The 21,934-nt window shown below is 67.8% G+C and carries 24 protein-coding genes; 11 read left to right on the forward strand and 13 right to left on the reverse strand.

Annotated elements, in window-relative coordinates; translation table 11 throughout:
- Positions 1–26: 26 nt before the first annotated feature.
- The 3 genes from PLC66_RS04475 to PLC66_RS04485 all read right to left on the reverse strand — a co-directional run bounded on the left by PLC66_RS04475 (position 27) and on the right by PLC66_RS04485 (position 2,285).
- Complete coding sequence (locus PLC66_RS04475; RefSeq protein ID WP_324538045.1) at positions 27–1,385, reverse strand: hypothetical protein; 1,359 nt, start codon at positions 1,383–1,385, stop codon at positions 27–29.
- A 7-nt stretch (positions 1,386–1,392) separates the two neighbouring features.
- The gene (locus tag PLC66_RS04480; RefSeq protein ID WP_324538046.1) at positions 1,393–1,782 is read right to left on the reverse strand and encodes an MBL fold metallo-hydrolase; all 390 of its coding nucleotides are present in this window, start codon (positions 1,780–1,782) and stop codon (positions 1,393–1,395) included.
- A gap of 110 nt (positions 1,783–1,892) precedes the next feature.
- On the reverse strand, positions 1,893–2,285 hold the full coding sequence (locus tag PLC66_RS04485; protein WP_324538047.1) for a hypothetical protein: 393 nt from the start codon (positions 2,283–2,285) through the stop codon (positions 1,893–1,895).
- Positions 2,286–2,553: 268 nt separating this feature from the next.
- Between PLC66_RS04485 and PLC66_RS04490 the strand changes: the two genes are divergently transcribed.
- The 6 genes from PLC66_RS04490 to PLC66_RS04515 all read left to right on the forward strand — a co-directional run bounded on the left by PLC66_RS04490 (position 2,554) and on the right by PLC66_RS04515 (position 6,093).
- Entirely contained in the window at positions 2,554–2,742 is a 189-nt protein-coding gene (locus tag PLC66_RS04490) for a hypothetical protein (protein WP_324538048.1), read from the forward strand.
- 113 nt (positions 2,743–2,855) lie between these two features.
- Positions 2,856–3,197: an ArsR/SmtB family transcription factor gene (locus tag PLC66_RS04495; protein WP_324538049.1), complete on the forward strand. Its 342-nt coding sequence runs from the start codon at positions 2,856–2,858 to the stop codon at positions 3,195–3,197.
- A 66-nt stretch (positions 3,198–3,263) separates the two neighbouring features.
- Positions 3,264–4,325: an ACR3 family arsenite efflux transporter gene (gene arsB, locus PLC66_RS04500; RefSeq protein ID WP_324538050.1), complete on the forward strand. Its 1,062-nt coding sequence runs from the start codon at positions 3,264–3,266 to the stop codon at positions 4,323–4,325.
- On the forward strand, positions 4,325–4,747 hold the full coding sequence (gene arsC, locus PLC66_RS04505) for an arsenate reductase (glutaredoxin) (RefSeq protein WP_324538051.1): 423 nt from the start codon (positions 4,325–4,327) through the stop codon (positions 4,745–4,747). The genes arsB and arsC overlap by 1 nt, the downstream gene beginning before the upstream one ends.
- Before the next feature lie 19 nt (positions 4,748–4,766).
- A complete protein-coding gene (arsH, locus tag PLC66_RS04510; protein WP_324538111.1) occupies positions 4,767–5,477 on the forward strand; it encodes an arsenical resistance protein ArsH in 711 nt (236 codons plus the stop codon).
- 67 nt (positions 5,478–5,544) lie between these two features.
- Positions 5,545–6,093, forward strand: coding sequence for a sigma-70 family RNA polymerase sigma factor (locus tag PLC66_RS04515; protein ID WP_324538052.1), 549 nt, complete (start codon positions 5,545–5,547; stop codon positions 6,091–6,093).
- A gap of 1 nt (position 6,094) precedes the next feature.
- Here the strand turns inward: PLC66_RS04515 and PLC66_RS04520 are convergent, their stop codons facing one another.
- Positions 6,095–8,569, reverse strand: coding sequence for a glycogen/starch/alpha-glucan phosphorylase (locus PLC66_RS04520; RefSeq protein WP_324538053.1), 2,475 nt, complete (start codon positions 8,567–8,569; stop codon positions 6,095–6,097).
- A gap of 34 nt (positions 8,570–8,603) precedes the next feature.
- Positions 8,604–8,924, reverse strand: coding sequence for a hypothetical protein (locus PLC66_RS22865; RefSeq protein WP_324538112.1), 321 nt, complete (start codon positions 8,922–8,924; stop codon positions 8,604–8,606).
- Between PLC66_RS22865 and PLC66_RS22870 the strand changes: the two genes are divergently transcribed.
- Entirely contained in the window at positions 8,805–9,089 is a 285-nt protein-coding gene (locus PLC66_RS22870; protein ID WP_324538117.1) for a hypothetical protein, read from the forward strand. The two genes, PLC66_RS22865 and PLC66_RS22870, sit on opposite strands and share 120 nt — an antisense overlap.
- 72 nt (positions 9,090–9,161) lie before the next feature.
- Here PLC66_RS22870 and PLC66_RS04535 read toward each other — a convergent pair whose 3' ends face one another.
- The 3 genes from PLC66_RS04535 to PLC66_RS04545 all read right to left on the reverse strand — a co-directional run bounded on the left by PLC66_RS04535 (position 9,162) and on the right by PLC66_RS04545 (position 13,869).
- Positions 9,162–10,799, reverse strand: coding sequence for an alpha-D-glucose phosphate-specific phosphoglucomutase (locus PLC66_RS04535; RefSeq protein WP_324538054.1), 1,638 nt, complete (start codon positions 10,797–10,799; stop codon positions 9,162–9,164).
- Positions 10,800–10,803: 4 nt separating this feature from the next.
- On the reverse strand, positions 10,804–13,134 hold the full coding sequence (glgX, locus tag PLC66_RS04540) for a glycogen debranching protein GlgX (protein ID WP_324538055.1): 2,331 nt from the start codon (positions 13,132–13,134) through the stop codon (positions 10,804–10,806).
- A 207-nt stretch (positions 13,135–13,341) separates the two neighbouring features.
- Positions 13,342–13,869, reverse strand: a complete 528-nt coding sequence (locus tag PLC66_RS04545) for a hypothetical protein (RefSeq protein ID WP_503012180.1) — start codon at positions 13,867–13,869, stop codon at positions 13,342–13,344.
- 352 nt (positions 13,870–14,221) lie between these two features.
- Between PLC66_RS04545 and PLC66_RS04550 the strand changes: the two genes are divergently transcribed.
- Positions 14,222–14,461, forward strand: a complete 240-nt coding sequence (locus PLC66_RS04550; protein ID WP_324538057.1) for a hypothetical protein — start codon at positions 14,222–14,224, stop codon at positions 14,459–14,461.
- A gap of 211 nt (positions 14,462–14,672) precedes the next feature.
- Positions 14,673–14,891: a hypothetical protein gene (locus PLC66_RS04555; RefSeq protein WP_324538058.1), complete on the forward strand. Its 219-nt coding sequence runs from the start codon at positions 14,673–14,675 to the stop codon at positions 14,889–14,891.
- 189 nt (positions 14,892–15,080) lie between these two features.
- Here PLC66_RS04555 and torD read toward each other — a convergent pair whose 3' ends face one another.
- The 5 genes from torD to PLC66_RS04580 all read right to left on the reverse strand — a co-directional run bounded on the left by torD (position 15,081) and on the right by PLC66_RS04580 (position 20,564).
- On the reverse strand, positions 15,081–15,812 hold the full coding sequence (gene torD, locus PLC66_RS04560; protein WP_324538059.1) for a molecular chaperone TorD: 732 nt from the start codon (positions 15,810–15,812) through the stop codon (positions 15,081–15,083).
- A complete protein-coding gene (gene torA / locus PLC66_RS04565; protein WP_324538060.1) occupies positions 15,809–18,325 on the reverse strand; it encodes a trimethylamine-N-oxide reductase TorA in 2,517 nt (838 codons plus the stop codon). Before torA ends, torD begins: the two co-directional genes overlap by 4 nt.
- Before the next feature lie 16 nt (positions 18,326–18,341).
- Positions 18,342–19,568 carry a pentaheme c-type cytochrome TorC gene (torC, locus tag PLC66_RS04570; RefSeq protein WP_324538061.1) on the reverse strand — a complete coding sequence of 409 codons (1,227 nt, stop codon included), beginning with the start codon at positions 19,566–19,568 and terminating at the stop codon, positions 18,342–18,344.
- Positions 19,569–19,643: 75 nt separating this feature from the next.
- Positions 19,644–19,829, reverse strand: coding sequence for a periplasmic nitrate reductase, NapE protein (locus PLC66_RS04575; protein WP_324538062.1), 186 nt, complete (start codon positions 19,827–19,829; stop codon positions 19,644–19,646).
- A gap of 504 nt (positions 19,830–20,333) precedes the next feature.
- Positions 20,334–20,564, reverse strand: coding sequence for a DUF2789 domain-containing protein (locus PLC66_RS04580; RefSeq protein ID WP_324538063.1), 231 nt, complete (start codon positions 20,562–20,564; stop codon positions 20,334–20,336).
- Between the two features lie 216 nt (positions 20,565–20,780).
- Between PLC66_RS04580 and tpiA the strand changes: the two genes are divergently transcribed.
- The gene (gene tpiA / locus PLC66_RS04585) at positions 20,781–21,518 is read left to right on the forward strand and encodes a triose-phosphate isomerase (protein WP_324538064.1); all 738 of its coding nucleotides are present in this window, start codon (positions 20,781–20,783) and stop codon (positions 21,516–21,518) included.
- 34 nt (positions 21,519–21,552) lie between these two features.
- A complete protein-coding gene (gene secG / locus PLC66_RS04590) occupies positions 21,553–21,912 on the forward strand; it encodes a preprotein translocase subunit SecG (RefSeq protein ID WP_324538065.1) in 360 nt (119 codons plus the stop codon).
- The last annotated feature ends 22 nt before the right edge of the window (positions 21,913–21,934 follow it).

Below are 21,934 nucleotides of genomic sequence, written 5' to 3' on the forward strand. Positions count from 1 at the left end.
TGCCGCGCGGGACCAGGCGGCCTGTGCTAACCCAGCACACCGGGTGCCGCGATGGCGCGCGTAACTTCCTCGCCGCTGGCCAGGAATACCGGCGCAAAGCCGCCGCCCGGGGTGCGGAAATTCGTCGTCTGGCCCATGTACAGGCGCGCGGCGGTGAGCTGGATCTCGCCTGCATACGCGTAGGCGCGAATGTCGAGCTTGAGGTCATTGCCTGCGCCGTCGATGCGCACCCGGCGCTCCGAGGGCAGGGCCAGGCTCTGGGCGACATAGCTACCGCCGAGGATGCTCTGCCACACGCGCTGAGTGAGCTTGTCGCCCCGATACGCCGCGCGGCTGCCGAAGCCGCTGGCGGGCTTGAAGAACAGGCTGCGTCGCGCGGCCCACAAGGCTTCTGCCTGCTCGGGCGTGACCTCGACCGTGCGCGGAATGCCGGCAACGAGCCGCTCGACCACGGATTGCGGAACGCCGAGGGCGGCGAGCCGCGCCGGGTCGCTCAGTAGCGCGAGGTTGCGCTTGTCCGCGTAAAGCGCATGGGCGTGCGGGTGGGGCGTGAGCACGACCGCGCCCTTCTCGTAGGCGGCACGTAGGGCGGCCGAGTTGGGAGACTGCAGATAGAAGTCGGTCAGACGGTTATAGACGAGATCGACCGGCCGGCCCATGTGCGTCAGCGCGCCATCGTCGAAGGCGAGTTCGTCAGGGTCGCAGATGACGGCGTCGATGCCGGCGCTGCGGTACAGGTGCTGGAACAGCAGGAATTCGGGATGGAGGTATTGCTGTTCGGGCGCCTCGTCGACGATCGCGATGCGCTGGGGCTGGCCGCTGCGGCCTTGCAGCGTCCATTCTTGGAAGAAGCTCTCCAGCCAGCGCCGGCCGAGCGCGTCGAGATCGGCCGTGGGTCGAAGATGCGGCACGATTTGCGCGCAGCAGGCCTGTTGCGCGCGGGCTAGCGCGCGATTGAGCAGGGCGCCGCCCGCGTTGGTGTTGATCTCGATGAGCTGTGGGCCGCGGTCGCCGACATGAAAGTCGAAACCCATGAACACGCCTTTGGGCCCCGGGTCGAATCGGGCGATTGCCGGCGCGCGCGCGAGCACCTCGGCCTGGTAGGCGGGCAGGGCGATGACCGTTTCCACCGCGGCGACGGTATCTGCCATGGCCCGCAGGGTCTCGGGCGCGATGAATACCGCAGTGGCCGAGAACAGGTGCGGGCGACTGCGCTGGATCTCGGCCGCCAGGCCGAGCAGGGCCGGTTCGGCTTCGAGTTGCTGGCGCAGGCGCTCGGGGTCGAGGCTGCGGCAATCGCAGCCGCGGTTGAGTGCCTCGGCGATTGCGAGGGCGCCGCCCTCTGCACCGATGTTGAGCGCGTGTACTTCGCCGTGGGTCGTCACGCGATGCTCACTGGGCGGATTCGAAGCGCAGGTAGGCACGGCTGACGTTGCCGCGGAAGTAGCCATTGCCCAGCCAGCGGTGATCCTGCGCGCCGGTGTTGATGACCCAGCGCACGGGCTTCCCGGCGAGCCGCGTGGCCTCGGCTTCCAGCAACTGCGCGCCCAGCGTCGAGGCGCCACTGTCGATCAGCACTGCGCCCTCGGCGGTGTCGATGACGCCAAAGTTGGCGTTGAGGCCATGGTTGTCGTAGGTGCGCGCGCCGGTGGGGCCGATGAGCGCATGGACGCCAGCGGCAACTTCCCGCCGATCAAGGCGGAAGCTGTCGCTGGCCAATGCGGGTGCGATGAATGCGGCGCTGAGTGCGAGGCTGGCGACTAGTCGGGCGAGTGTCGTCATGAGTGCGCAAGAGGGTAAGCAAGTACGGAAGTAAGTGTGGATATGCTGATGAAAGCGGGGAAAAAGAAGCACGAGCGCAAGACCCGTGCTTTTGCATCATGCGCTGCGATTCACTCTCTTGCTTGCTCCTGCTCGGCTTCCATCAGCATGGCAGCCAGCGAGGTGAGCCCCTCGGCCTGAGCGGCCTCGGAGATTTCCTCCAGAGGGGCGCCGCGGTCGATGGCGCGCGCCGTTTCGCTGTCAGCGGGAAGCTGGCTGCGGAACTCGCGCAGGCGCGAATCGAGCGCGCCGAGCACGCTGTTGTCCGATTCGCCCACTGAGCCGGTGGCATTTTGCTCTTCGAGGGCCTCGAAGAGGGCGCCGGCCAGTGCGTGCAAGCCCTCTGCGTTGGCGCTGGCGGCGATCTCTTCCGGCGCCGCGCCGCGTGCGATTGCGGCCGCAGTCTTGCTGTCGGTCGGCAGGGTGTCACTGTAGTTGTTGAGAATCTGCTTGATCATTTCCATCTTCGTCTCCTCAGTAAAATGGGTCAGATCGATTCAGTCAGCGTCAGGGATGAAGCATGGTCTTTTCGTCAGTGTAGGCCATGCGGCGCCAGGTGGCGCAAGGCGTTGATGACCCCGAGCCAAGTGCCGAGGCGCAGTACGAGGGCAACAATCGATTGTCTGCTCTGCGTTTGATTATGGGCGGCCGTTTCACTATGCTTTGCAACGTTTCAAGATTGCTAAAAATATTGCGTGATTTGAGGATCGTACGAGGGTTGGCATCAATGGCATGGGCCGTATCGGCCGTCTGGCCTTGCGCGCGGCGATGGGCGCGGCAGAGCGGCAGACGGCCGATCCGCGTGCCGGCAACCGGCTGGAAGGGGGGCACCTCAACGAACTGAAGGGCGGCGCGGCGGCCGAGATCCCTGGGGCGAGCTGGGCGTGGACGTGGTCCTGGAATGAACCGGCAAGTTCCTGAGCCCCGAGACCCTGCAGGGCCATCTCGACCGCGGCGCCAGGCGCGTGATCGTGGCCGCCCCGGTGATGGCCGCCGCCGCTCGGCGGTTGCCGCGAACGATCACGAGAACCACCATGGAAAAAACTGCCGCACTCGCCGTCTTCGAATCGCTGTCCTCGGGCATCCGGCTGGACGTCTATCGCCTGCTGGTGCGAAAGGGGCCGACGGGCCTGGTTGCCGGCGAGATCGCGGCGGCGCTGGATCTGCCGCCGACCAATACCTCGTTCCACCTGAAGACGCTGACTCACGCCGGGCTGGTGTCGGTGGAGCAGGAGGGGCGCTTCCAGCGCTACCGCGCCAACCTGCCCTTGATGCGCGAGCTGATCGGATATCTGACCGCGGAATGCTGTGACGGCGTGCCGGAGCGCTGCGAGGAGACACGTGGCGCGGCGTGTGGCGACGGGCTCAAGTGCTGAGCCTGCGTACCCGGCCACTGCGCCTTCTTCAACCATCATGCGCCCTCGGGCGCCACGAGACCTGAAATGGGTTTGTTCGAACGTTATCTTACCGTCTGGGTCGGCTTGGGCATCCTCGCCGGCGTCGGCCTCGGCCTCGTCATGCCGGGCTTCTTCCAGGGCGTCGCCGCGATCGAGTTCGCGCACGTGAATCTGGTGGTGGCCGTGTTCATCTGGGTGATGATCTACCCGATGATGATCCAGATCGACTGGCATGCGGTGAGGGACGTCGGCCGCAAGCCGCGCGGGCTGATCCTGACTCTGGTCATCAACTGGCTGATCAAGCCCTTCACGATGGCGGCGCTCGGCGTGCTGTTCTTCCACCATCTGTTCGCGCCCTGGGTCGATCCGCAATCGGCCAGCGAGTACATCGCCGGCATGATCCTGCTCGGCGTGGCGCCATGCACCGCGATGGTCTTCGTGTGGAGCCAGCTGGTGAGGGGCGACGCCAACTACACCCTGGTGCAGGTGTCGGTGAACGACATCATCATGATCTTCGCCTTCGCGCCGATCGCCGCCTTCCTGCTTGGGGTGACCAACATCACCGTGCCGTGGGAGACGCTGCTGCTGTCGACCGTGCTCTACGTGGTGCTGCCGCTCGCCGCCGGCATGGCAACACGCCACACGCTGGAGCGGCGCTCGCCGACCGCGGTTGCGGAACTCGTCGCGCGCCTCAAGCCCTGGTCCATCGTCGGCCTGATCGCCACCGTGGTGCTGCTGTTCGGCTTCCAGGCCAACACCATCATCGACAAGCCGCTGGTGATCGCGATGATCGCGGTGCCGTTGATGCTGCAGACCTACGGCATCTTCCTCATCGCCTATGTCGCCGCGAAGGCGATGAAGCTGCCGCACAATGTCGCCGGCCCGGCCTGCCTGATCGGCACCTCGAACTTCTTCGAGCTGGCGGTGGCGGTGGCGATCTCGCTGTTCGGGCTCAATTCGGGGGCGGCGCTGGCGACCGTGGTCGGCGTGCTGGTCGAGGTGCCGGTGATGTTGTCGCTGGTCGCCGTCGTCAATCGCACGCAACACTGGTTCACGCCCGCCGCCGTCCCGGCGCAGCCGGCCGTCATCAAAGGGGAAACGCGCTGATGAGCGACATCACCATCTACCACAACCCGCGTTGCGGCACTTCGCGCAACACGCTGGCGATGATCCGCAACAGCGGTGAGGAGCCGATCGTCATCGAATACCTAAAGACCCCGCCCAGCCGCGACAGACTGGTCGAACTGATCGCCGCCGCTGGGTTGGGCGTGCGGGGCATCATGCGTGCGAAGGAGGCACTCTTTGCCGAACTGGGTCTTGCCGACCCGACGAAGACCGACGCGGAACTGATCGACGCGATGCTGGCCCACCCCATCCTGATCAACCGCCCGATCGTGGTCACCCCGCTCGGCACCCGGTTGTGCAGGCCTTCGGAAGTGGTCCTCGACATCCTGCCTCAGCCGCAGCGCGGCGCCTTCTCCAAGGAGGATGGCGAGCAGGTGGTCGACGTGGAGGGGCGCCGTGTCTGAGTCGCAGCCCTGCCTATCCATGCCCGATCTGCCCAACATTGACGCTGCGCTGTTCCGCGTGCCCGATCCCGCGCAGTTGCGCGCGGCGCATCCATCCACCCATGCGCCACGCATCGCGTTGCTCTACGGCTCGCTGCGTGCGCGCTCCTTCAGCCGCCTGGCGACGGAGGAGGCCGCGCGCCTGCTGCGCGCCATGGGCGCCGAGACGCGGATCTTCAACCCGAGCGGCCTGCCGCTGCCCGACGACGCGCCCGACACCCATCCCAAGGTGGTCGAGCTGCGTGAGCTCACGCAGTGGGCCGAAGGCATGGTGTGGTGCTCGCCCGAGCGTCACGGCGCGATGACCGGCATCATGAAGACGCAGATCGACTGGATTCCGCTGTCGGTCGGCGCGCTACGCCCGACCCAGGGCAAGACGCTGGCGGTGATGCAGGTGTGCGGCGGTTCGCAGTCCTTCAACGCGGTCAACCAGATGCGCGTGCTCGGGCGCTGGATGCGCATGCTGACGATTCCCAACCAGTCCTCGGTGGCGAAGGCCTTCCTCGAGTTCGACGACAACGACCGCATGAAGCCCTCGGCCTACTACGATCGCATCGTCGATGTGATGGAGGAGCTGGTGAAGTTCACCCTGCTCACCCGCGACATCGCCCCCTATCTGGTGGATCGCTACAGCGAGCGCAAGGAGAGCGCGGCCGAGCTGTCGGCGCGGGTGAATCAGGCGGCCCTATGAAGGACGAGTGGCTGAATGCGCGCCGCGAGCTTCGCTCCCTTCGACGCGAGCAGGAGAAGAGTGCGGCATGACTCGCCCCTGCCTGCTTGCCGCCTGGAGCGCCTGCGAAGCTCAGTTGCTCGGCTTTCTGCGTCATCGCGCGCCGGCCGGTGTCGCCGCCGAGGATCTGTTGCACGACCTGTTCCTGCGCGCGCTGCGCCAGGACCGCGGCTTTTGCGAGCTGCATAACCCGCGCGCCTGGCTGTTCGAGGTCGCGCGCAATCTGGTCACCGACCAGCTCAGGCGCCAGCGCGAGACGGTCGCGCTGCCGGAAGGTCTGGCCGCGAGCGAATCCGCGATGGATGAGGTCGAGGAAGTTGATCGCCTTTCCGCCTGTCTGCCGCGGGTGTTATCCGAGCTGGCGGCCGAGGATCGGGAGTCGATCGAGCTGTGCGACATCGGCGGCATGACCCAGGCGCATTTTGCCGAGCTCAAGGGGCTGTCGCTGCCCGGCGCGAAGTCACGCATCCAGCGCGCCCGCAAGCGCCTGCGCGCGCGGCTGTTGCAGGCCTGCCAGGTCAAGCTCGACCCGGCCGGCAAGGTCTGCTGCTTCGTGCCGCGCGAGCCGCGGGCATGACTCAAAGGCGGGTCCTGGGCTCAAGGTGCACCGGCGTGGTGTGCCAGATCGTGCGCGTGTACTCGTCGATCGTGCGGTCGGACGAGAACGCCCCCATGCCGGCGATGTTGAGCAGGCTGCGCCGGCTCCAGTCTTCCGGGTTGCGGTAGGCGGCATCGACCCTGGCCTGGGTCTGCACATAGCTCGCGTAATCGGCCAGCAGCTGGTAGTGGTCGCCCCAGTTCACCAGCACATCGAAGATCTGCTGGTAGCGGCCCGGCTCGCCGGGGCTGAACACGCCGGCGCGGATGGCGTCGAGCGCCTTGCGCAATTGCGCGTCGCGCTCGTAGTACTGGCGCGGTTGATAGCCGCCGTTGCGGATGTGGGCGACCTCGGCGGCGCTGTGGCCGAAGATGAAGATGTTGTCGTCGCCCACCTGCTCGCGGATCTCGACATTGGCGCCGTCGAGCGTGCCGATGGTCAGCGCGCCATTGAGGGCGAGCTTCATGTTGCCGGTGCCCGAGGCCTCCGTGCCGGCGGTGGAGATCTGTTCGGACAGGTCGGCCGCGGGGATGATCAACTCGGCCAGGCTCACGCTGAAGTTGGGGACGAAGACCACCTTCAGCCGCTTGCCGACGCGCGCATCGGCGTTGATCACCGCGGCGACGTCGTTGATCAGTCGGATCACCAGCTTGGCCATCTGATAGGCGGACGCCGCCTTGCCCGAGAAGATCACCACCCGCGGCACGTGCGCGGCCTCGGGCTGGTCGAGGATGCGCTGGTAGCGCGTGATCAGGTGCAGCACGTTGAGCAACTGGCGCTTGTACTCGTGCATGCGCTTGACGTGCACGTCGAACATCGCCGCCGGGTCGATGTGGATGCCCAGGTGCTCGCCGATCCAGTGCGCCAGGCGCAGCTTGTTGGCGTGCTTGACTGCGCGCAGCGCCTGCAGGAAATCGCCGTCGTCGCGCAGGCCTCGCAGGCCCTTCAATTGGTCGAGGTCGCGCCGCCAGCCGGGGCCGATGCGGCTGTCGATCAGCGCCGCGAGTGCAGGGTTGGCGTGGGCCAGCCAGCGCCGCGGGGTGACGCCATTGGTCTTGTTGTTGAAGCGCTGCGGCCAGATGCGGGCGAAGTCGGCGAAGATGGATTCGCGCATCAGCGCCGAATGCAGGGCCGACACGCCATTGACCGAATGTGAAGCGAGGATCGCGAGGTAGGCCATGCGCACGCGGCGTTCGCCGTGCTCGTCGATCAGCGACACGCGGCGCATCAGCTCCACATCGTGGCCGAAGCGGTTCGTGAGCTCGGCGAGAAAGCGCGCGTTGATGTCGAAGATGATGCGCAGGTGGCGCGGCAGCACGCGGCCCAGCATGTCGAGCGGCCAGGTCTCGAGCGCCTCGTGCATCAAGGTGTGGTTGGTGTAGGAGAACACGCGCTGGCACAGCGCCCAGGCGTGGTCCCAGGCCAGGCCGTGCTCATCGACCAGCAGGCGCATCAGCTCGGGCACCGCGAGCACCGGATGGGTGTCGTTGAGGTGGATGCTGACCTTGTCCGGCAGGGTGTCGAAGTCGCCATGGCCGACGCGGTGGCGGCGAAGGATGTCCTGCATGCTGGCCGAGACGAAGAAGTACTCCTGGCGCAGGCGCAGCTCGCGGCCCGACAGCGTGGAGTCGTCCGGGTAGAGCACGCGCGAGACGTTCTCCGAGTGGTTCTTGCTTTCGACCGCGCCGAAGTAGTTGCCGCGGTTGAAGGCGGAGAGGTCGATCTCGTCGGTGGCGCGCGCGGACCACAGGCGCAGTGTGTTGGTCACCTCGGTGCCGTAGCCGGGAATGATCGAGTCATACGCCATGGCAAGCACGTCCTCGGTGCCGACCCAGCGCACCGTGTCGCCCTGTTCCTCCAGATGGCCGCCGAAGCGCACGCGCATCTGGATCTCGGGGCGCGGGAACTCCCACGGGTTGCCGTGGGTGAGCCAGTAGTCGGGCACCTCGACCTGCTGGCCGTCGATGATCTGCTGGCGGAACATGCCGTAGTCGTAGCGGATGCCATAGCCGAAGCCGGGCAGGCCGAGCGTGGCCATCGAGTCTAGGAAGCAGGCCGCCAGCCGGCCCAGGCCGCCATTGCCGAGCGCCGCGTCGGGCTCGAGTTCGGGCAGGCTGTCGGGGTCGACGTCGAGCTCGCGCAGGGCCTGGCGCACCGGGCCGACGAGCTCCAGCGCGAGCATGGCGTTGCCCAGGCTGCGACCGATGAGGAACTCCATCGACAGGTAGTAGACGCGCTTGACGTCCTGTGCGTAGCTCGCGCGCGTGGTCTTCATCCAGCGCTCGACCAGGTGGTCGCGCACCGCGTAGGCCACGGCATGCAGCCAGTCTTCGGGCTGGGCCGATTCCATGTTCTTTCCCACCTGGTACATCAGCTTGTTGGCGATGGCACGCTTGAGCGACTCGACGTCGGTCGACAGGTGGTCGTACTGGTGGGTGAATTGGGCGAGATCCATGGGGCGGGAGCGTAGCGTTTCGGGGGAAGGGGGCTCAGCACGCGGGCTGCATCGCGGGTGCTGAAGGCAGCGCTGCGGTGAGCGACGGTTCTCGAGGCGGCATCGGGCGGATCAGAGCTTGTCCAGCAGGTCGCGGGTCACCAGCACCACGCCGTTCTCGGTGCGGTGAAAGCGGCGCGCGTCGAGTGCTGCATCCTCGCTGATCACCAGGCCTTCGGGAATCGTGCAGCGGCGAGTGCGACTTGTACTGGGTGATGACGCCGATTCGGCGCAGGCCCGAGTCCGTGCAGTCGGACAGGGCGAAGTCGATGATGCGGAACTTGCCGCCGAAGTGCCCCGCGGGCTTGGCGCGCACGTTGGTGAGGTCGCACAGGCGCGAGCCGCGTCCGCCGGCGAGCACCAGGGCGAGGGTGCGGCGGGCGATCCGGCGGCGCTGGTGGCGGGCTTCGAAGTGCATGGTGACGGCTCCTGGTCGGGCTGTTCGATCTGCAGCGAGACATGCAGGCCTGCGGCCGGCTGAACGGCGGTCTGCGGGCTTGGCGTCCTATGGACGTGCTGCCCGAGCGCTCGGTGCTCAGCGGTGGCGGGCGCTTCAGGTCACTACGCTCGCTGTGCCCATGCCGCTGTGGCGGCGGATGCCGGCGAGCTCGTCGGCGATGCGGATCAGCGCGCCGAGCGCCTGCTGCACCGGCTGGTCGTGGCGGGCGGGGTCGGGCTCGTAGCGTTCCAGATAGACGCGCAGCGTGGCGCCTTCGGTGCCGGTGCCCGACAGGCGGAACACGATGCGGCTGCCGTCGGCGAACAGCAGGCGCACGCCCTGGCGGGTGCTGACCGAGCCATCGACCGGGTCGGTGTAGGAGAAGTCGTCGGCGCTGGCGATGCGCAGCCCGCCGCCGCAGTCGCGCCCGACCAGCGCCGGCAGGCTCGCGCGCAGTTCGGCCATCAGCGCGTCGGCGCGCGCGCTGGGGATGCCCTCCCAGTCGTGGCGCGAGTAATAGTGGCGGCCGAAGCGTGCCCAGTGCGCGCGCACGAGGTCTTCGACCGAGCGCCCGGTGGCGGCGAGCAGGTTGAGCCAGAACAGCACCGCCCACAGGCCGTCCTTCTCGCGCACGTGATTCGAGCCAGTGCCGTAGCTTTCCTCGCCGCACAGCGTGGCCTGGCCGGCGTCGAGCAGGTTGCCGAAGAATTTCCAGCCGGTGGGCGTCTCGTGGCAGGGGATGCCGAGCGCCGCAGCGACCTTGTCGGCGGCGCGCGAGGTCGGCATCGAGCGCGCGATGCCGGCGAGCCCGGCGCGATAGCCGGGCACCCGCGTGGCGTGCTCGGCAAGCACCGCCAGGCTGTCGGAGGGCGTCACCACGAAGTCGCGACCGAGGATCATGTTGCGGTCGGCGTCGCCGTCCGAGGCCGCGCCGAAGTCGGGTGCATCGGGGCCGGACATCGCCGCGATCAGGGCGGTGGCGTGCGCCGGGTTGGGGTCGGGGTGGTGGCCGCCGAAGTCCTCCAGCGGTTCGCCATTGACCACCGTGCCGGCCGGGGCACCGAGCTGGCCTTCGAGGATGGCGCGCGCGTAGGGGCCGCCGACCGCGCTCATGGCGTCGAAGCTCATGCGGTGGCCGGCGGCGAACCAGGCGCGCATGGCGTCGAAGTCGAACAACTGCTGCATCAGCTCACCGTAGTCGGCCACCGGGTCGATCACCTCGACGATCATGCCACCCAAGGGCCGCGCGCCCAGGGTGTCGAGGTCGAGGTCCTCGCCTTCGCTTTCGATGCGGTACTCGGCGATCTCCAGGCTGCGCGCGTAGATCGCCTCGGTGAGCTTCTCCGGCGCGGGGCCGCCGTTGGCGGCGTTGTACTTGATGCCGAAGTCGCCGTCCGGCCCGCCGGGGTTGTGGCTGGCCGACAGGATGAGGCCGCCGAAGGCGGCGCGGCGGCGGATCACCGCACTCACCGCCGGCGTCGACAGCAGACCGCCGCAGCCCACCAGCACCCGGGCAAAGCCATTGGCCGCCGCCATGCGCAGGATGGTGCGCACCGCGGCGCGGTTGTGGAAGCGGCCGTCGCCGCCCAGCACCAGGGTCTGGCCCGCGTGGCCGGGCAGGGTGTCGAACACCGCCTGAACGAAGTTCTCGAGGTAGTGCGGCTGCTGGAAGACGGCGACCTTCTTGCGCAGGCCGGAGGTGCCGGGGCGCTGGCCGGCGAAGGGGTGGGTGGCGACGGTCTGGATACTCATGGCTTCAGGGTTCGATTGAGGAGGGTTGAAGCGCGGCTGATGCCGCAATGGTGTCGGAACTGTGGTGCGCAGTGCGTTTGTCGGCTGCAATCGGCGCCAAATCGCCGGCGAGGTGGCCAGCCGGGCGCCGATCAAGGAGAAGCGTTACGCCGTGGGCAGGCGCGGTGTGTACCGAGCCGCCGTCGACACCCAGCGGCGGCGGATCGAGCGGCGCCCCGTCGGCCTGGCTGCTGTCGAAGACCGGGTGCCAGCGGCCGGCAGGCAGCCGGAACGCGGCCGCCGCGGTGGCGGGATTCAGCAGCAACAGGACGCGGGCTTCGCCGGCACCCGGCGGGCAGAGCAGGATCGCGAGCCCACGCTCGGCATGATCGGCCCAGTGCCCGGCATCGAGCGCGGTGGCGTCCGGACGCAGCCACATTACCGTGGGCGTGCCGCCCCGTTCCGGCCCGCGCAGCCAGTCGGCCTGGTGCAACGCCGGGAGCGCGGCGCGCAGCGCGAGCAGGCGGCGCACGCAAGCGAGCAAGGCCTCGTCGGCGCCAGCCCAATCCAGCCAGGTGGTGTCGTTGTCCTGGCAGTAGGCGTTGTTGTTGCCGCGCTGGCTGTGGCCGATCTCGTCGCCGGCGAGCAGCATCGGCGTGCCCTGTGCGCACAGCAGCGTGGTGAGCAGGGCGCGCTGCAGGCGGGCACGCAGGGCGAGCACGGCGCCATCGATCGTGGGACCCTCGACGCCGCAGTTGCACGACGCGTTGTGATGCTGGCCGTCGCGGTTGTGCTCGCCGTTGGCGTGGTTGTGCTTGTGCTCGTAGCTGACCAGGTCGCGCAGCGTGAAGCCGTCGTGCGCAGTGAGGAAATTGACGCTTGCGGTAGGCGCCCGGCGACCGTGGTGGAACTGTGCGGCCGAGGCCGCGAAGCGATGGGCGAACAGGCCGCGATCGCCCGCGCCGCGCAGCCACCATGCGCGCACCGTGTCGCGGAACTGGTCGTTCCATTCCGCCCAGCCGGCGGGAAAGGCGCCGAGCTGGTAGCCGCCGGCGCCGATGTCCCAGGGCTCGGCGATCAGCTTGAGGCCCGCCAGTCGCGGGTCGGCCTGGATCGCGGCGAAGAGGCCGGCGTCGCGGTTGAAGTTGCCGTGGCGGTCGCGGCCGAGCGTGGTGGCGAGGTCGAAGCGAAAGCCATCCACCCGGTAGTGGTCCGCCCACTGGCGCAGGGCGCCGAGCACCAGCTCGACCATGCGCGCTTCGGCCAGGTTGACGCTGTTGCCGCAGCCGGTCCAGTTCTGGTAGTGCGCCGCATTGCCTGGTAGCAGATGGTAGGCGCGCGCATTGACCAGGCCGCGCAGCGACAGCATCGGCCCGGCGGCGTCGAGCTCGGCGGTGTGGTTGAAGACGACGTCGAGCACCACTTCCAGCCCGGCGGCGTGGAGGGTGTCGATGGCCTCGATCAGCTCGGCGGCAGGCGTGGTGCCGGTGCGGCCGCTCCAGTAGCGGGTCTCTGGCGCCAGCCAGGCGAGCGGCGCGTAGCCCCAGTGGTTGGCCAGGCCGCGCCGCTGCAGGGCGGCCTCGTCGGCGCGAAAGTGCAGCGGCAGCAAGCACAGGGTGGTGATGCCCAGGCTGCGGTAGTGGGCGAGCATCACCGGGTGGGCGAGCGCCGCGTAGCTGCCGCGCAGCGCGGACGGGATGTCGGGGTGGCGCTGGGTGAGGGCGCGCACATGGGCTTCGTAGATGACCATGCGTTCGCGCGCGACGGCGGGGCGCGGCGGGCGCGGGCGTGGCGCGGGCGGTGCCGGCACGCGGGCCTTCGGCGCTACGGCGGCGTTGTCGCGCGCATCCGGGGCCAGCGTGCCCTCAGCGCGGCAGGCGTGGAACAGATCGAGCTCGGCGCTCAGTAAGGGGTCTTCGGGCTCGCCCGGCCCCTGGCGTCCGTAACCGCCCACCACCTCCTGCGCCCAGGGGTCGAGCAGCAGCTTGGCCGGATTGAACCAGTGGCCCAGCTGTGGCGCCCACGGCCCGTGGGCGCGCAGCCCATACACCAGGCCCGGCCCGGCGCCGGGCGCAAAGCCGTGCCACACGCCCTCGCTGCACACGGGAAGCGGCAGGCGGCAGCGCTCCTCGCGGCCGGCTTCGTCGAACAGACACAGCTCGAGCGCATCGGCATCCGGCGCCCACACGGCGAAGTTGAGCCCCGCCACTCCGTCCTCGACGGCCGGACTTGCGCCAAGCGGCCACGGCCGGCCATGAGCCAGCGCCGGCGCTGCCGCGGGCATCAGGGCGGCGCGCACGCCATCGTCGATCCGCGCTGCCGGTCCGTGCGCCAGCGACAATCCGGCGTCTGCCATGCGGCACCTTTCTTGGCCGGGCATTCGAGCCTCATTCGTTTGCGCGCAGCGCGGCGGTGGCAGGGGATCCTGCTGCGGCGCTGCACTTGCCGACTAGGATAAGGCTTTCGCATGCCCTCCGGCGCGGCCTTTTCGACCCGGCAAGGCGAGGCGCAGTTTTTGCAGCGAGCATCGGGGCCTGGTCGCCATGCGCCCGGCCCGTCCGCCTCAATAGTCGATGTTGTCCTTGCCGCCTGGCCGCGCAAAGCCGCCAAGGATCCAGGCGCTCGCGCTGCTGGCATTGAGGCGGAAACCGGGCGACACCCGTACCTGTGCCACTTCATCGCCCGCCTCGTCGAAGGCGCTCAGGGTCGCAAAGGGCTCGTATTCGTCGGGCGTGATGTCGAGGCGAACCTCCCACTGGGCATCGAGCGCGAACACCGTCAGCGACTTGTGCAACAGGGCGTGCGCCTGCTGGGCGTGGCGCTGCAGCACTTCGGTCGCGGTTTTCACCAGGGTGCTGAAGGCGGCCTGGTCGAGCGGCTTGGGGTTCTTCTTGTCGCGGCCCATGGTCCACGGGCCGACCAGCGCGGGTTCGGCCTCGCCGTCCTTGAGCATCTCCACCGCCCAGCCGTCGTCGTCCTCGTTCTTGATCACGCGCGCGGTCCAGCCGTCGAGTTGCCACAGGCGATCGCTGCGGATGGCGTTGGGGGCATCGTCGATGGCGGGGGGGCGGGTGTCGTGCATCTCGGTCATGGGCGGCGTGGTGTCGAAAAGGGGGATGGGGGGCTGGGGCGCCGGGACTTCCGGGCCTGCCGTGCCGGCACTGCCGAATTTGGTCAAAGTGGCGTCCGGTGGGTCGTGCCGCCCGGTGCTGGCCTGCTGTGCCACTGGCGCGCGCACCGCGTCATGGCCGGCGCGGCTCCGAGTCCCCGCAGGCTTGCGGACGGCCCTGCGGCGGGCGGACGGCGACTCCGTGGGCGCGGTCGGTGCCGCGAACAGGGTCATCTGATCGTGAGTCATGGTCAGTCTTCCTTGAAGACTGAAAGTTTATACAGCTTGTCGATCGGTGGCCACTGTCGGCTTGTCCCTGCGTGGAGTCCGGGAAGTGGGCGCAGTCACGTCCGCCGCCGCGCTGCCGGCGGGCGGCAACGTCGGTGTCGAGGAGGGCGGGGCGCTGAGCCTGCCGCTCGCGCCAGTCCGTCGTGACTCCTCCGCGGTCAGCCTTGCGTTGACGCAATCGACCAGCGCGGCAAAGTCGCTTTCGCTGTGCAGCTGCGGCGAAAGCGTATTCATGTTGCCGAGGATGGAGGTGAGCTCGGCGATCGTGCGCCGGATTGCGGCGTAGTGGTCGATCTCCTCCCTGAAGCCCTTCAGGTCGGCTGCGGAGACGGTCTTGAGAGCCTCGTCGAGTTCGCGGATCTGGGCTTCGCAGGGGAGAGGGAGAGGGTGCCACCACCGTGTCGCCGCCGCCCGGCGGTCGTCGGGCGAGGGAGGACTCCAGCGCCCTGAATATCGCCTCGACGTTTTGCCTGTTGAGACCGAAGTCGAACACCGTCGTGCTTACCTTGCAGCTGCTGCGCACATGGACGGTGCCATCCTGCACCGTGAGCTCGATGGTTTCACCGAAGGACTTCCAGTTGACGCCGGCACTCGCCTCGATGCGGCCTTCGGCCGGCACGACGCGCTCGATGGTGAAGCCGCATTCCGACAAGGCGTCACGACATCGTTCGAACAGCAGGGCTGTCGATACCGCGTACTGGCGCCTGTCCTCGTGATTCGCTGCCATGCCAGTCTTCGCCATGATTGCGCTCGCCGCGGCGCGCTCGAAGTCTCCGTGCTTCGTGGTCGGCGTGCAAGCCCTCCTGGTCGCTGCCGCTGGCCGGGCATGCCGAGCTTTGCAGGCATGCCCGCGCGGCAATTCAGCTCGGCGTGCGGCTGGTCCTGCCGGTGCTGCTGCCTGCGGGTCAGGCTGCGTCTGCTTGCGTGCCCCTGGCAACATCCTCCAGAAACAGCGCGTCCGCGCGCACGAAGCCGAGCAGCAATGCGGCCAGCGCGGGATAGACATCGAAGCGCGGTCGGGCCTGCCGGCAGCGATCGACGAAGCGCGCCAGCCAGTCGAGCAGGGCGCTGTGCAGGAAGGCCGCCTGGGCAGCAGCGGATTGGGCGATGTCGCCCACCGCGGCGTCCTTCTGCGCGAGCTCGGCCATCAGCGCCAAGGGTACGGCGAGGTGGTCGGCCGGTTCGCGAAAGCCGGCCTGGAGGGTGAGGTTGCACGCGGCGAGGAACTCGCGCATGCGCGCCTCGGCGGCGCCGTATAGCGGCGAGGCGGCGTCCTTGCCTTCGTAGGCCGAGGCGTAGGGCAGGGCGCTGGTCTTGCCGTCGAGCAGGAAGAGCTGGGCGAAGTCCGCCGCCAGTTCCAGGCGCGGGAGTTGCTCGGCGCGCAGGGCGGCGATGGCCGCGTCCAGGCGCTGCACCTCGGCGGCGAGACCGAGCTCGGCCAGCCCCGCAAAGGGGGCGAAGCCCCCCTCGGCGAAGTGGGCGCGGTACAAGTCCTCGGGAACTTCCTGTGCGTACAGCCGGGAGAACCAGCCGTACAGCCCGGCGCGCTGCGTGCTGGCGAACTGCCACTCCGCGGCGGAGAGGGCCGCAGCGTCGGCGGCCCCGACGCCGCCGGCTCGTGCATGCGCGTCCGTCATGCCTTCACCTCCCGGCCTTCCGGATCGACCTCGATCGGGCCGCCGAAGGACGTCACCGGCGGCGGCGTGCCGACGAACTTCTCGATCTCGACCAGACAGGTGTTGGCGCTGGTGGCCTGGGCCAGGCTGGAGGTGCCGATGTCGAGCGTCAGCGTGTTGGGGTCGCCGTAGGTGTCGAGCGCGCCGATCTCCGGCCCGGTCGGGCCGTACCAGGCGCCTTCCTGGATGCGCACCACGCCGCGCGGGAAGTTGTCGGATACGTGCGCGCCGGCCAGCAGCTGGCCACGGTCATTGAACACGCGCACCACGTCGCCATGCCGGATCCCGCGTGCAGCAGCGTCCTCGGGGCCGATGAACACCGGCTCGCGGCCGGCGATGGCATAGGTCTCGCGCAGCGGTTCGGATTCGCACAGCTGCGAGTGCAGGCGCTTGTCCGGGTGCACCGACTGCAACCACAGCGGGAAGCGGTCCGAGCCGGGGCCGCCGTGCGAGCGCTCGGCCTTCTCCATCCACACCGGGTGGCCCTTGCAGTCGGCGTAGCCGTAGCGGTCGATCTTGCGGCTGAAGATCTCGATGAAGCCCGACGGCGTGCCGAGCGCGTTGACCTCGGCGTCGTCGCGGAAGTCGGCATGGCGCACCCAGGGCTTGCCCTCCGGGAACATCACGTAGCCCTTCTTCCAGAACTCGGCAAAGGGCGGCATCGCGATGTCCTTGAGGCCGTTCTCCTTGCGGCAGTCCTCGTAGATCTTCTCCACCCATTGCATCTCGTCCATTCCGCGGGTGTACTCGGCGTCGCGGTTGAAGCGCCGGGTGAGGCCGCGGAAGATCTCGAAGTCGGGGCGCGAGTGAAATAGCGGGTCGATGAGTTTTTGCATCGCGATGATGCCGCGGTTGCTGTACGAGCCGTAGCCGTCGATATCGTTGCGCTCGAAGGGCGTGCACGCGGGCAGGACGATGTCGGCGAAGCGGCAGGTAGCGGTCCAGTTGTAGTCGATGGCGACCACGGTCTCGAGCTTGCGCCAGGCTTCCTTCATGCGGTTGCGCTGGGGCTGGCGGTGCCACTGGTTGCAGCCGCTGAAGATCGCCATCTTGTAGGGTGGCAGCTTGACCTTGCCGCCGTTGAAGTCGATCTCCTTGCCCGGTTCGAGCAGGGCGTCGATGACGCGGGCGATCGGCAGCACCGCGCTGTAGCCCTTGTAGTCGGTGTTGTCGTGCTTGGGCTTGCGGCCCTCGTCCAGGTTGAGCGGGAAGGCGCCGGGCATGGCCGCGCCCGACGAGGACACGCCCACCGAGCTGTAGTGGTGCGCATAACTGATGCCGCCGCCGGGCAGGCCGATCTGGCCGAGCATGGCGGCCAGCACCGCGCCCATCCAGTAGGGCTGCTCGCCGTGCTGCTGGCGCTGCACCGCCCAGCCGAAGACGAGCTGGGTGCGGTGCCTGGCCATCAGGCGGGCGAGCTCGCGGATGCGCTCTGCAGGCACGCCGCAGATCTTCTCCGCCCATTCCGGCGTCTTCTCGACCTGGTCCTCGGTCTTGCCTTCGAGGTAGGGCAGGAACTGGTCGAAGCCCAGCGTGTAGGTGTCGAGGAACTCCTGGTCGTGCAGGCCTTCCTTCACCAGGGTGTGCGCGATGGCGAGCATCAGCGGCACGTCGGTCATCGGGTTGATGTACTGGTGCTCGGCGCTGCCGAGGTAGTTCAGCGTCTTGCTCCTGACCGGGTCGATGCAGATCACCTGGATCGACTTGTCGGTGACCTTCTGCTTGAGCTGCTCGAAGTAGGCGTAGGACTCGTGGGTCTCGGTGTTCCAGCCCACCTGCAGGTTCTTGATCGGGTCGTTGGCCCAGAACACGACAAGCTTGCTCTCCTGCAGAATCACGTCCCAGGACGTGCCCTGCGAATAGACCTCGGTCGAACCCAGCACGTAGGGCAGGATCATCTGCCCGGCGCCGGTCGAATAGTCGCCGATGGTGCCCACGCTACGGCCGTGCATGCCGATGCCGCGCACCATGTGGTTGCCGCAGCTATGCACCTGGCCGACCGAGCGCCAGCCTACGCCGGCGGTGTGCAGCGCCCACGGGCCGTGGTCCTTCTGGATGCGCTCGAGCTCCTCGTAGAACAGGTCCAGCGCCTCGTCCCAGCTCACCCGCACGAAGCGGTTGTCGCCGCGCTGGCTGGTGTCGCTGAGGTGGCGCTTGCGGTACCAGTCGAGCCGCACCATCGGGTAGCGCACGCGCGACGGGCTGTAGATCAGGCCCATGATGCCGTTGATCATCTCCGTCGGATGCTTGTCGTGCTCGAAGGGGCGGACCTCGATCACGCGGTCGCCGACCACCTTGGCGCGGATGGCGCCAAAGTGCGAGCCGGTGACCTTCCAGGTGGTGATGTCGTCACTGATGCTTGCCGCCTCGCCGGCAGCATGGGCGGCGCGGGCGGTGAGCAGGCCGGGCGCGACCAGCGCGCTGCCCGACATGGCCGCCATGGCCTTGAGGAAACCTCGCCGAGAGTAGTTCATGGTGTTCAACTCCTGATCAGGGACGCGCGGTCTGCAGGGCGGAATCGGGCGAACCGGTGCCGTGATGCGACGCGCTGAAATCGGACGAATGGGTCTGGAGATACTTGAGCACCACGCGGGCGGTGTCGTCATCCATGCTGGTGAAGCCGACCATGCCGCCGAACAGACCCGGCCAGGTGTTGGCGTCGAAGTGCGCCTCGTCGGGCTGGCGATGGCACACGCTGCAGCTCGCGTTGTAGCTCGAGCGGGCGATCGTCCATACGGGCTCGACGCTGTCGAGCACGCTGCCCTTGCGCATCCAGGCGGTCGCGGTGACCTGCTGCCATTCGAGACCGGTCATCGGGTCTTCGCGGGTGTCGAGCACCTTCACGAAGCGCTCGTCCCGTGCCACCTCCCGGTCGAGGATGGTGCTGGTGATGTTGAGGCCGAAGTGGCTGTACCAGACGCGGCCGTAGCCCTTGTTCTTGCGCCACAGGGTGAGCTCGACACGCTGGGCGTCGCCCTTGGCTTCCAGCACCTTGACCTGGGCGCCAACCTCGATCGAGCCGATGCGCTGGGTCAGCCCTTCGTCGGCGAACAGCTCCTGCGGCACGACGAGATAGTAGGTTTCACCCGGACTCACCCGCTGCGAGGCGGCCGAGGACACCAGGGTGTCGAAGGCCGGGTTGCGCGCGCCCTTCATCTCGGGCAACTGGTGGGCAATGCCCTTGTGGCAGTCGACGCAGCTCTGGTTGCGCTCCGCGGCCTTGCGCATCGCAACCTGCGAGGCGGGGCGCATCTTGTCGAAATCCATGTCCTTGTAGTCATGGCAGGCGCGGCATTCCTTCGAGCCGTTGGCGGCAAAGCGCGTCCATTCGCGCTGCGCGAGCACGAGGCGATGCTCCTTGAACTTCTCGCGGGTTTCGATGGTGCCGATCAGATGGCCCCACACCTCGCGGCTCGCCTGCATCTTGCGCGCGACCTTGTCGGTAAAGTCGTGGGGCACATGGCAGTCGGGGCAGCGTGCGCGTACGCCGCTGCGGTTGTTCCAATGCACGGTCTTCTGCAGCTCGGGCAACAGGTTGTCGTGCATGGTGTGGCAACTGAGGCAGAACTCCTCCTTGTTAGTCGCTTCCATGGCGACATTGAAGCCCTGCCAGGCGAGCACGCCGGCAACGAAGCCACCGGTGACGAGTACACCAAGGCCGATCCTGACCGATGGCTTGAGGAAGAGGTCCGCGATGGACCGAAGTAACTTTTTCATGATGTTGCTCCTGCGTGTTGTCCGATTCCTGGGCGGGGGGCCGCGTCGCGCTGCCTTGCGCACGGCATGGAGGGATCAGGACGGCGGGCCGAAGAACAGGATCTGCAGAAACCACACCACGAATCCGTAGGCCGCGATCGCCAGCGTCATCGTGACGGGCAGCCCGACGAAGGCGAGGAGCAAGAACTTGGGCCACTCGTTCTTGCGTCCCGGTGCCTCTGCACCGGACGGGGCGGAACGCCCGCTTGCTTGATCATTCACGTCTCAGTCTCCGTGTTCACACATTCACCGAACGACAACCGCGCTGGAACCGCGCTCGAACTCAAGGGTGTGCCGGGCGATCCTTCTGCAGCATAGGCGTGCTCGGCTCAAAAACCACACCCCGATCATAGGGATTGGTTGTTAACACCGAGGGGAGTTTTGTGAATGGCGACGGTATGCGTGTTAATGGCATTAACACGAGGGCGGGGAGGCGGTGGGCGATCGCGATGTGGCGCTGCGGGTCGCCTGCCTCTCGCTGCGATGTGCGGTGAGAGGGGGAGGAGAGAGGCCGAGGAGAGAGGCCGAGGAGAGAGGGCGAGGAGAGAGGGCGAGGAGAGAGGGCGAGGAGAGAGGGCGCAGTGCGCCGCATCACGCGGCGACCGAGTGCCTGCACGGCGGGCCCGGTCGCAGCGAGTGCAGCCGCCTACAGACGTTCGGGAGAGGACAGGTCCGAGGCGGGGGACAGCTTGTCGGGTGCGTCGTTGAGGATCTGGATGGTCGGGCTCAACGCAACGCAGCGCTCAACTGGTCGACCAGTTCGGCCCAGTCTGCGTCCTCGGCCAGTTTCTCTCTCAGGAAGGCCGCCTGAGCCGTGGTCCAGAAGGGGGCGTCGGCGATCCTCACCCTCTCGGGCAAGGGCGAGTGCGCCTTGATGAAGGCCTCGATGGCGTCGCCGTCGTTGGGCAGACCGAGTTGCAAGAACAGCTCATTGAAGACGTGAACGGGCTTTTCCATGTGACTCTCCTGTAGGGCTGGCAACGGAACGTCAAGGCTTGAAATATAGCGCAGCAGAACGAGGCTGCCCGCCGCAGGTAGTGCGTGCGCCCGTGAAGAAGGCAGGCTTTCCGTGTGGCGGGCCGCCGTGGCATCAGCGCCACCGCCGTCGATTTGCTGCAAGCGCGACTGGCGTCCTATAATCCTGCGGTTTAGCCTGCTGGATACCTACGCCCCATGCTCAGACTTGTTGCCGGCAACTGGAAGATGAACGGCAGTCTCGCCGCCAATCGCGCCTTGCTGGACCAGCTCGTGGTCGTCCCCGGCGTGGAGATGGCGGTGTGCGTGCCCTATCCTTACCTGGCACAGTTGCAGGATCGTCCGTCGGGGCTGCAGCTCGGTGCGCAGGACGTCAGCGAGCATGGGGCGGGCGCGTATACGGGCGAGGTCAGTGCGGCCATGCTGGGCGAGTTCGGCTGTCGTTACGTCATCGTCGGTCATTCCGAGCGCCGGGCCTTGTTCGGCGAGGCCGACCTCGTCGTCGGCCGCAAGGCTCGGGCTGCACAGGCGGCGGGGATGGTGCCCATCGTATGCGTGGGCGAGACGCTCGACGAGCGTGATGGCGGGCAGGTGATGGCGGTGATCGGGCGTCAGCTGGCCGCCGTGCTCGATGTCGTGGGCGTCGAGGCGATGGCGGCGCTGGTGCTCGCCTACGAGCCGGTGTGGGCGATCGGTACAGGCCGATCGGCGACGGCTGGGCAGGTGGCCGAGGTGCACGGGGGCATTCGGGCCTGGCTGCGGGCGCAGGGTGTCGATGCAAGGCGGGTGCGCATCCTCTATGGTGGCAGCGTCAAGCCGGACAACGCGGCCGCCATTTTCGCGGTGGCCGACGTCGATGGCGGGTTGATCGGCGGCGCGTCCCTGGTGGCGGAAGATTTCATGGCGATCTGTCGCGCTGCGGCAGACGCGGTTTGATTGTTCAACGTTTGGTCTTTTTTCAGGGTTTGTGATGGGTGACTATCTCTTCTCCATGGTGCTGACGGTCCATGTTCTGGTCGGTCTCGGCGTCATCGGTCTGGTTCTTGTGCAGCACGGCAAAGGTGCCGACATGGGCGCGGCATTCGGCAGTGGTTCGTCGGGCAGCTTTTTCGGTTCCTCGGGTTCGGCCAACTTCCTGAGCCGCACCACCGCGGTGCTGGCGACGGTGTTCTTCCTCACCAGTCTCGGCCTGAGCTATCTCGCGAGCAACAAGCCTGCTGCGCCTTCCAGCGTCATGGAAGGGGTGCAGACCGCGCCGGCGACCGATGGCATTCCGGCGCTTCCTCCGGCACCGGTCGATACCTCGCCGGCACAGTCGATCCCGAAATAATTATAGGGAGAGCTCTTTGCGC

Source organism: Thauera sp. (genome assembly GCF_035444905.1).
Taxonomy (GTDB): domain Bacteria; phylum Pseudomonadota; class Gammaproteobacteria; order Burkholderiales; family Rhodocyclaceae; genus Thauera.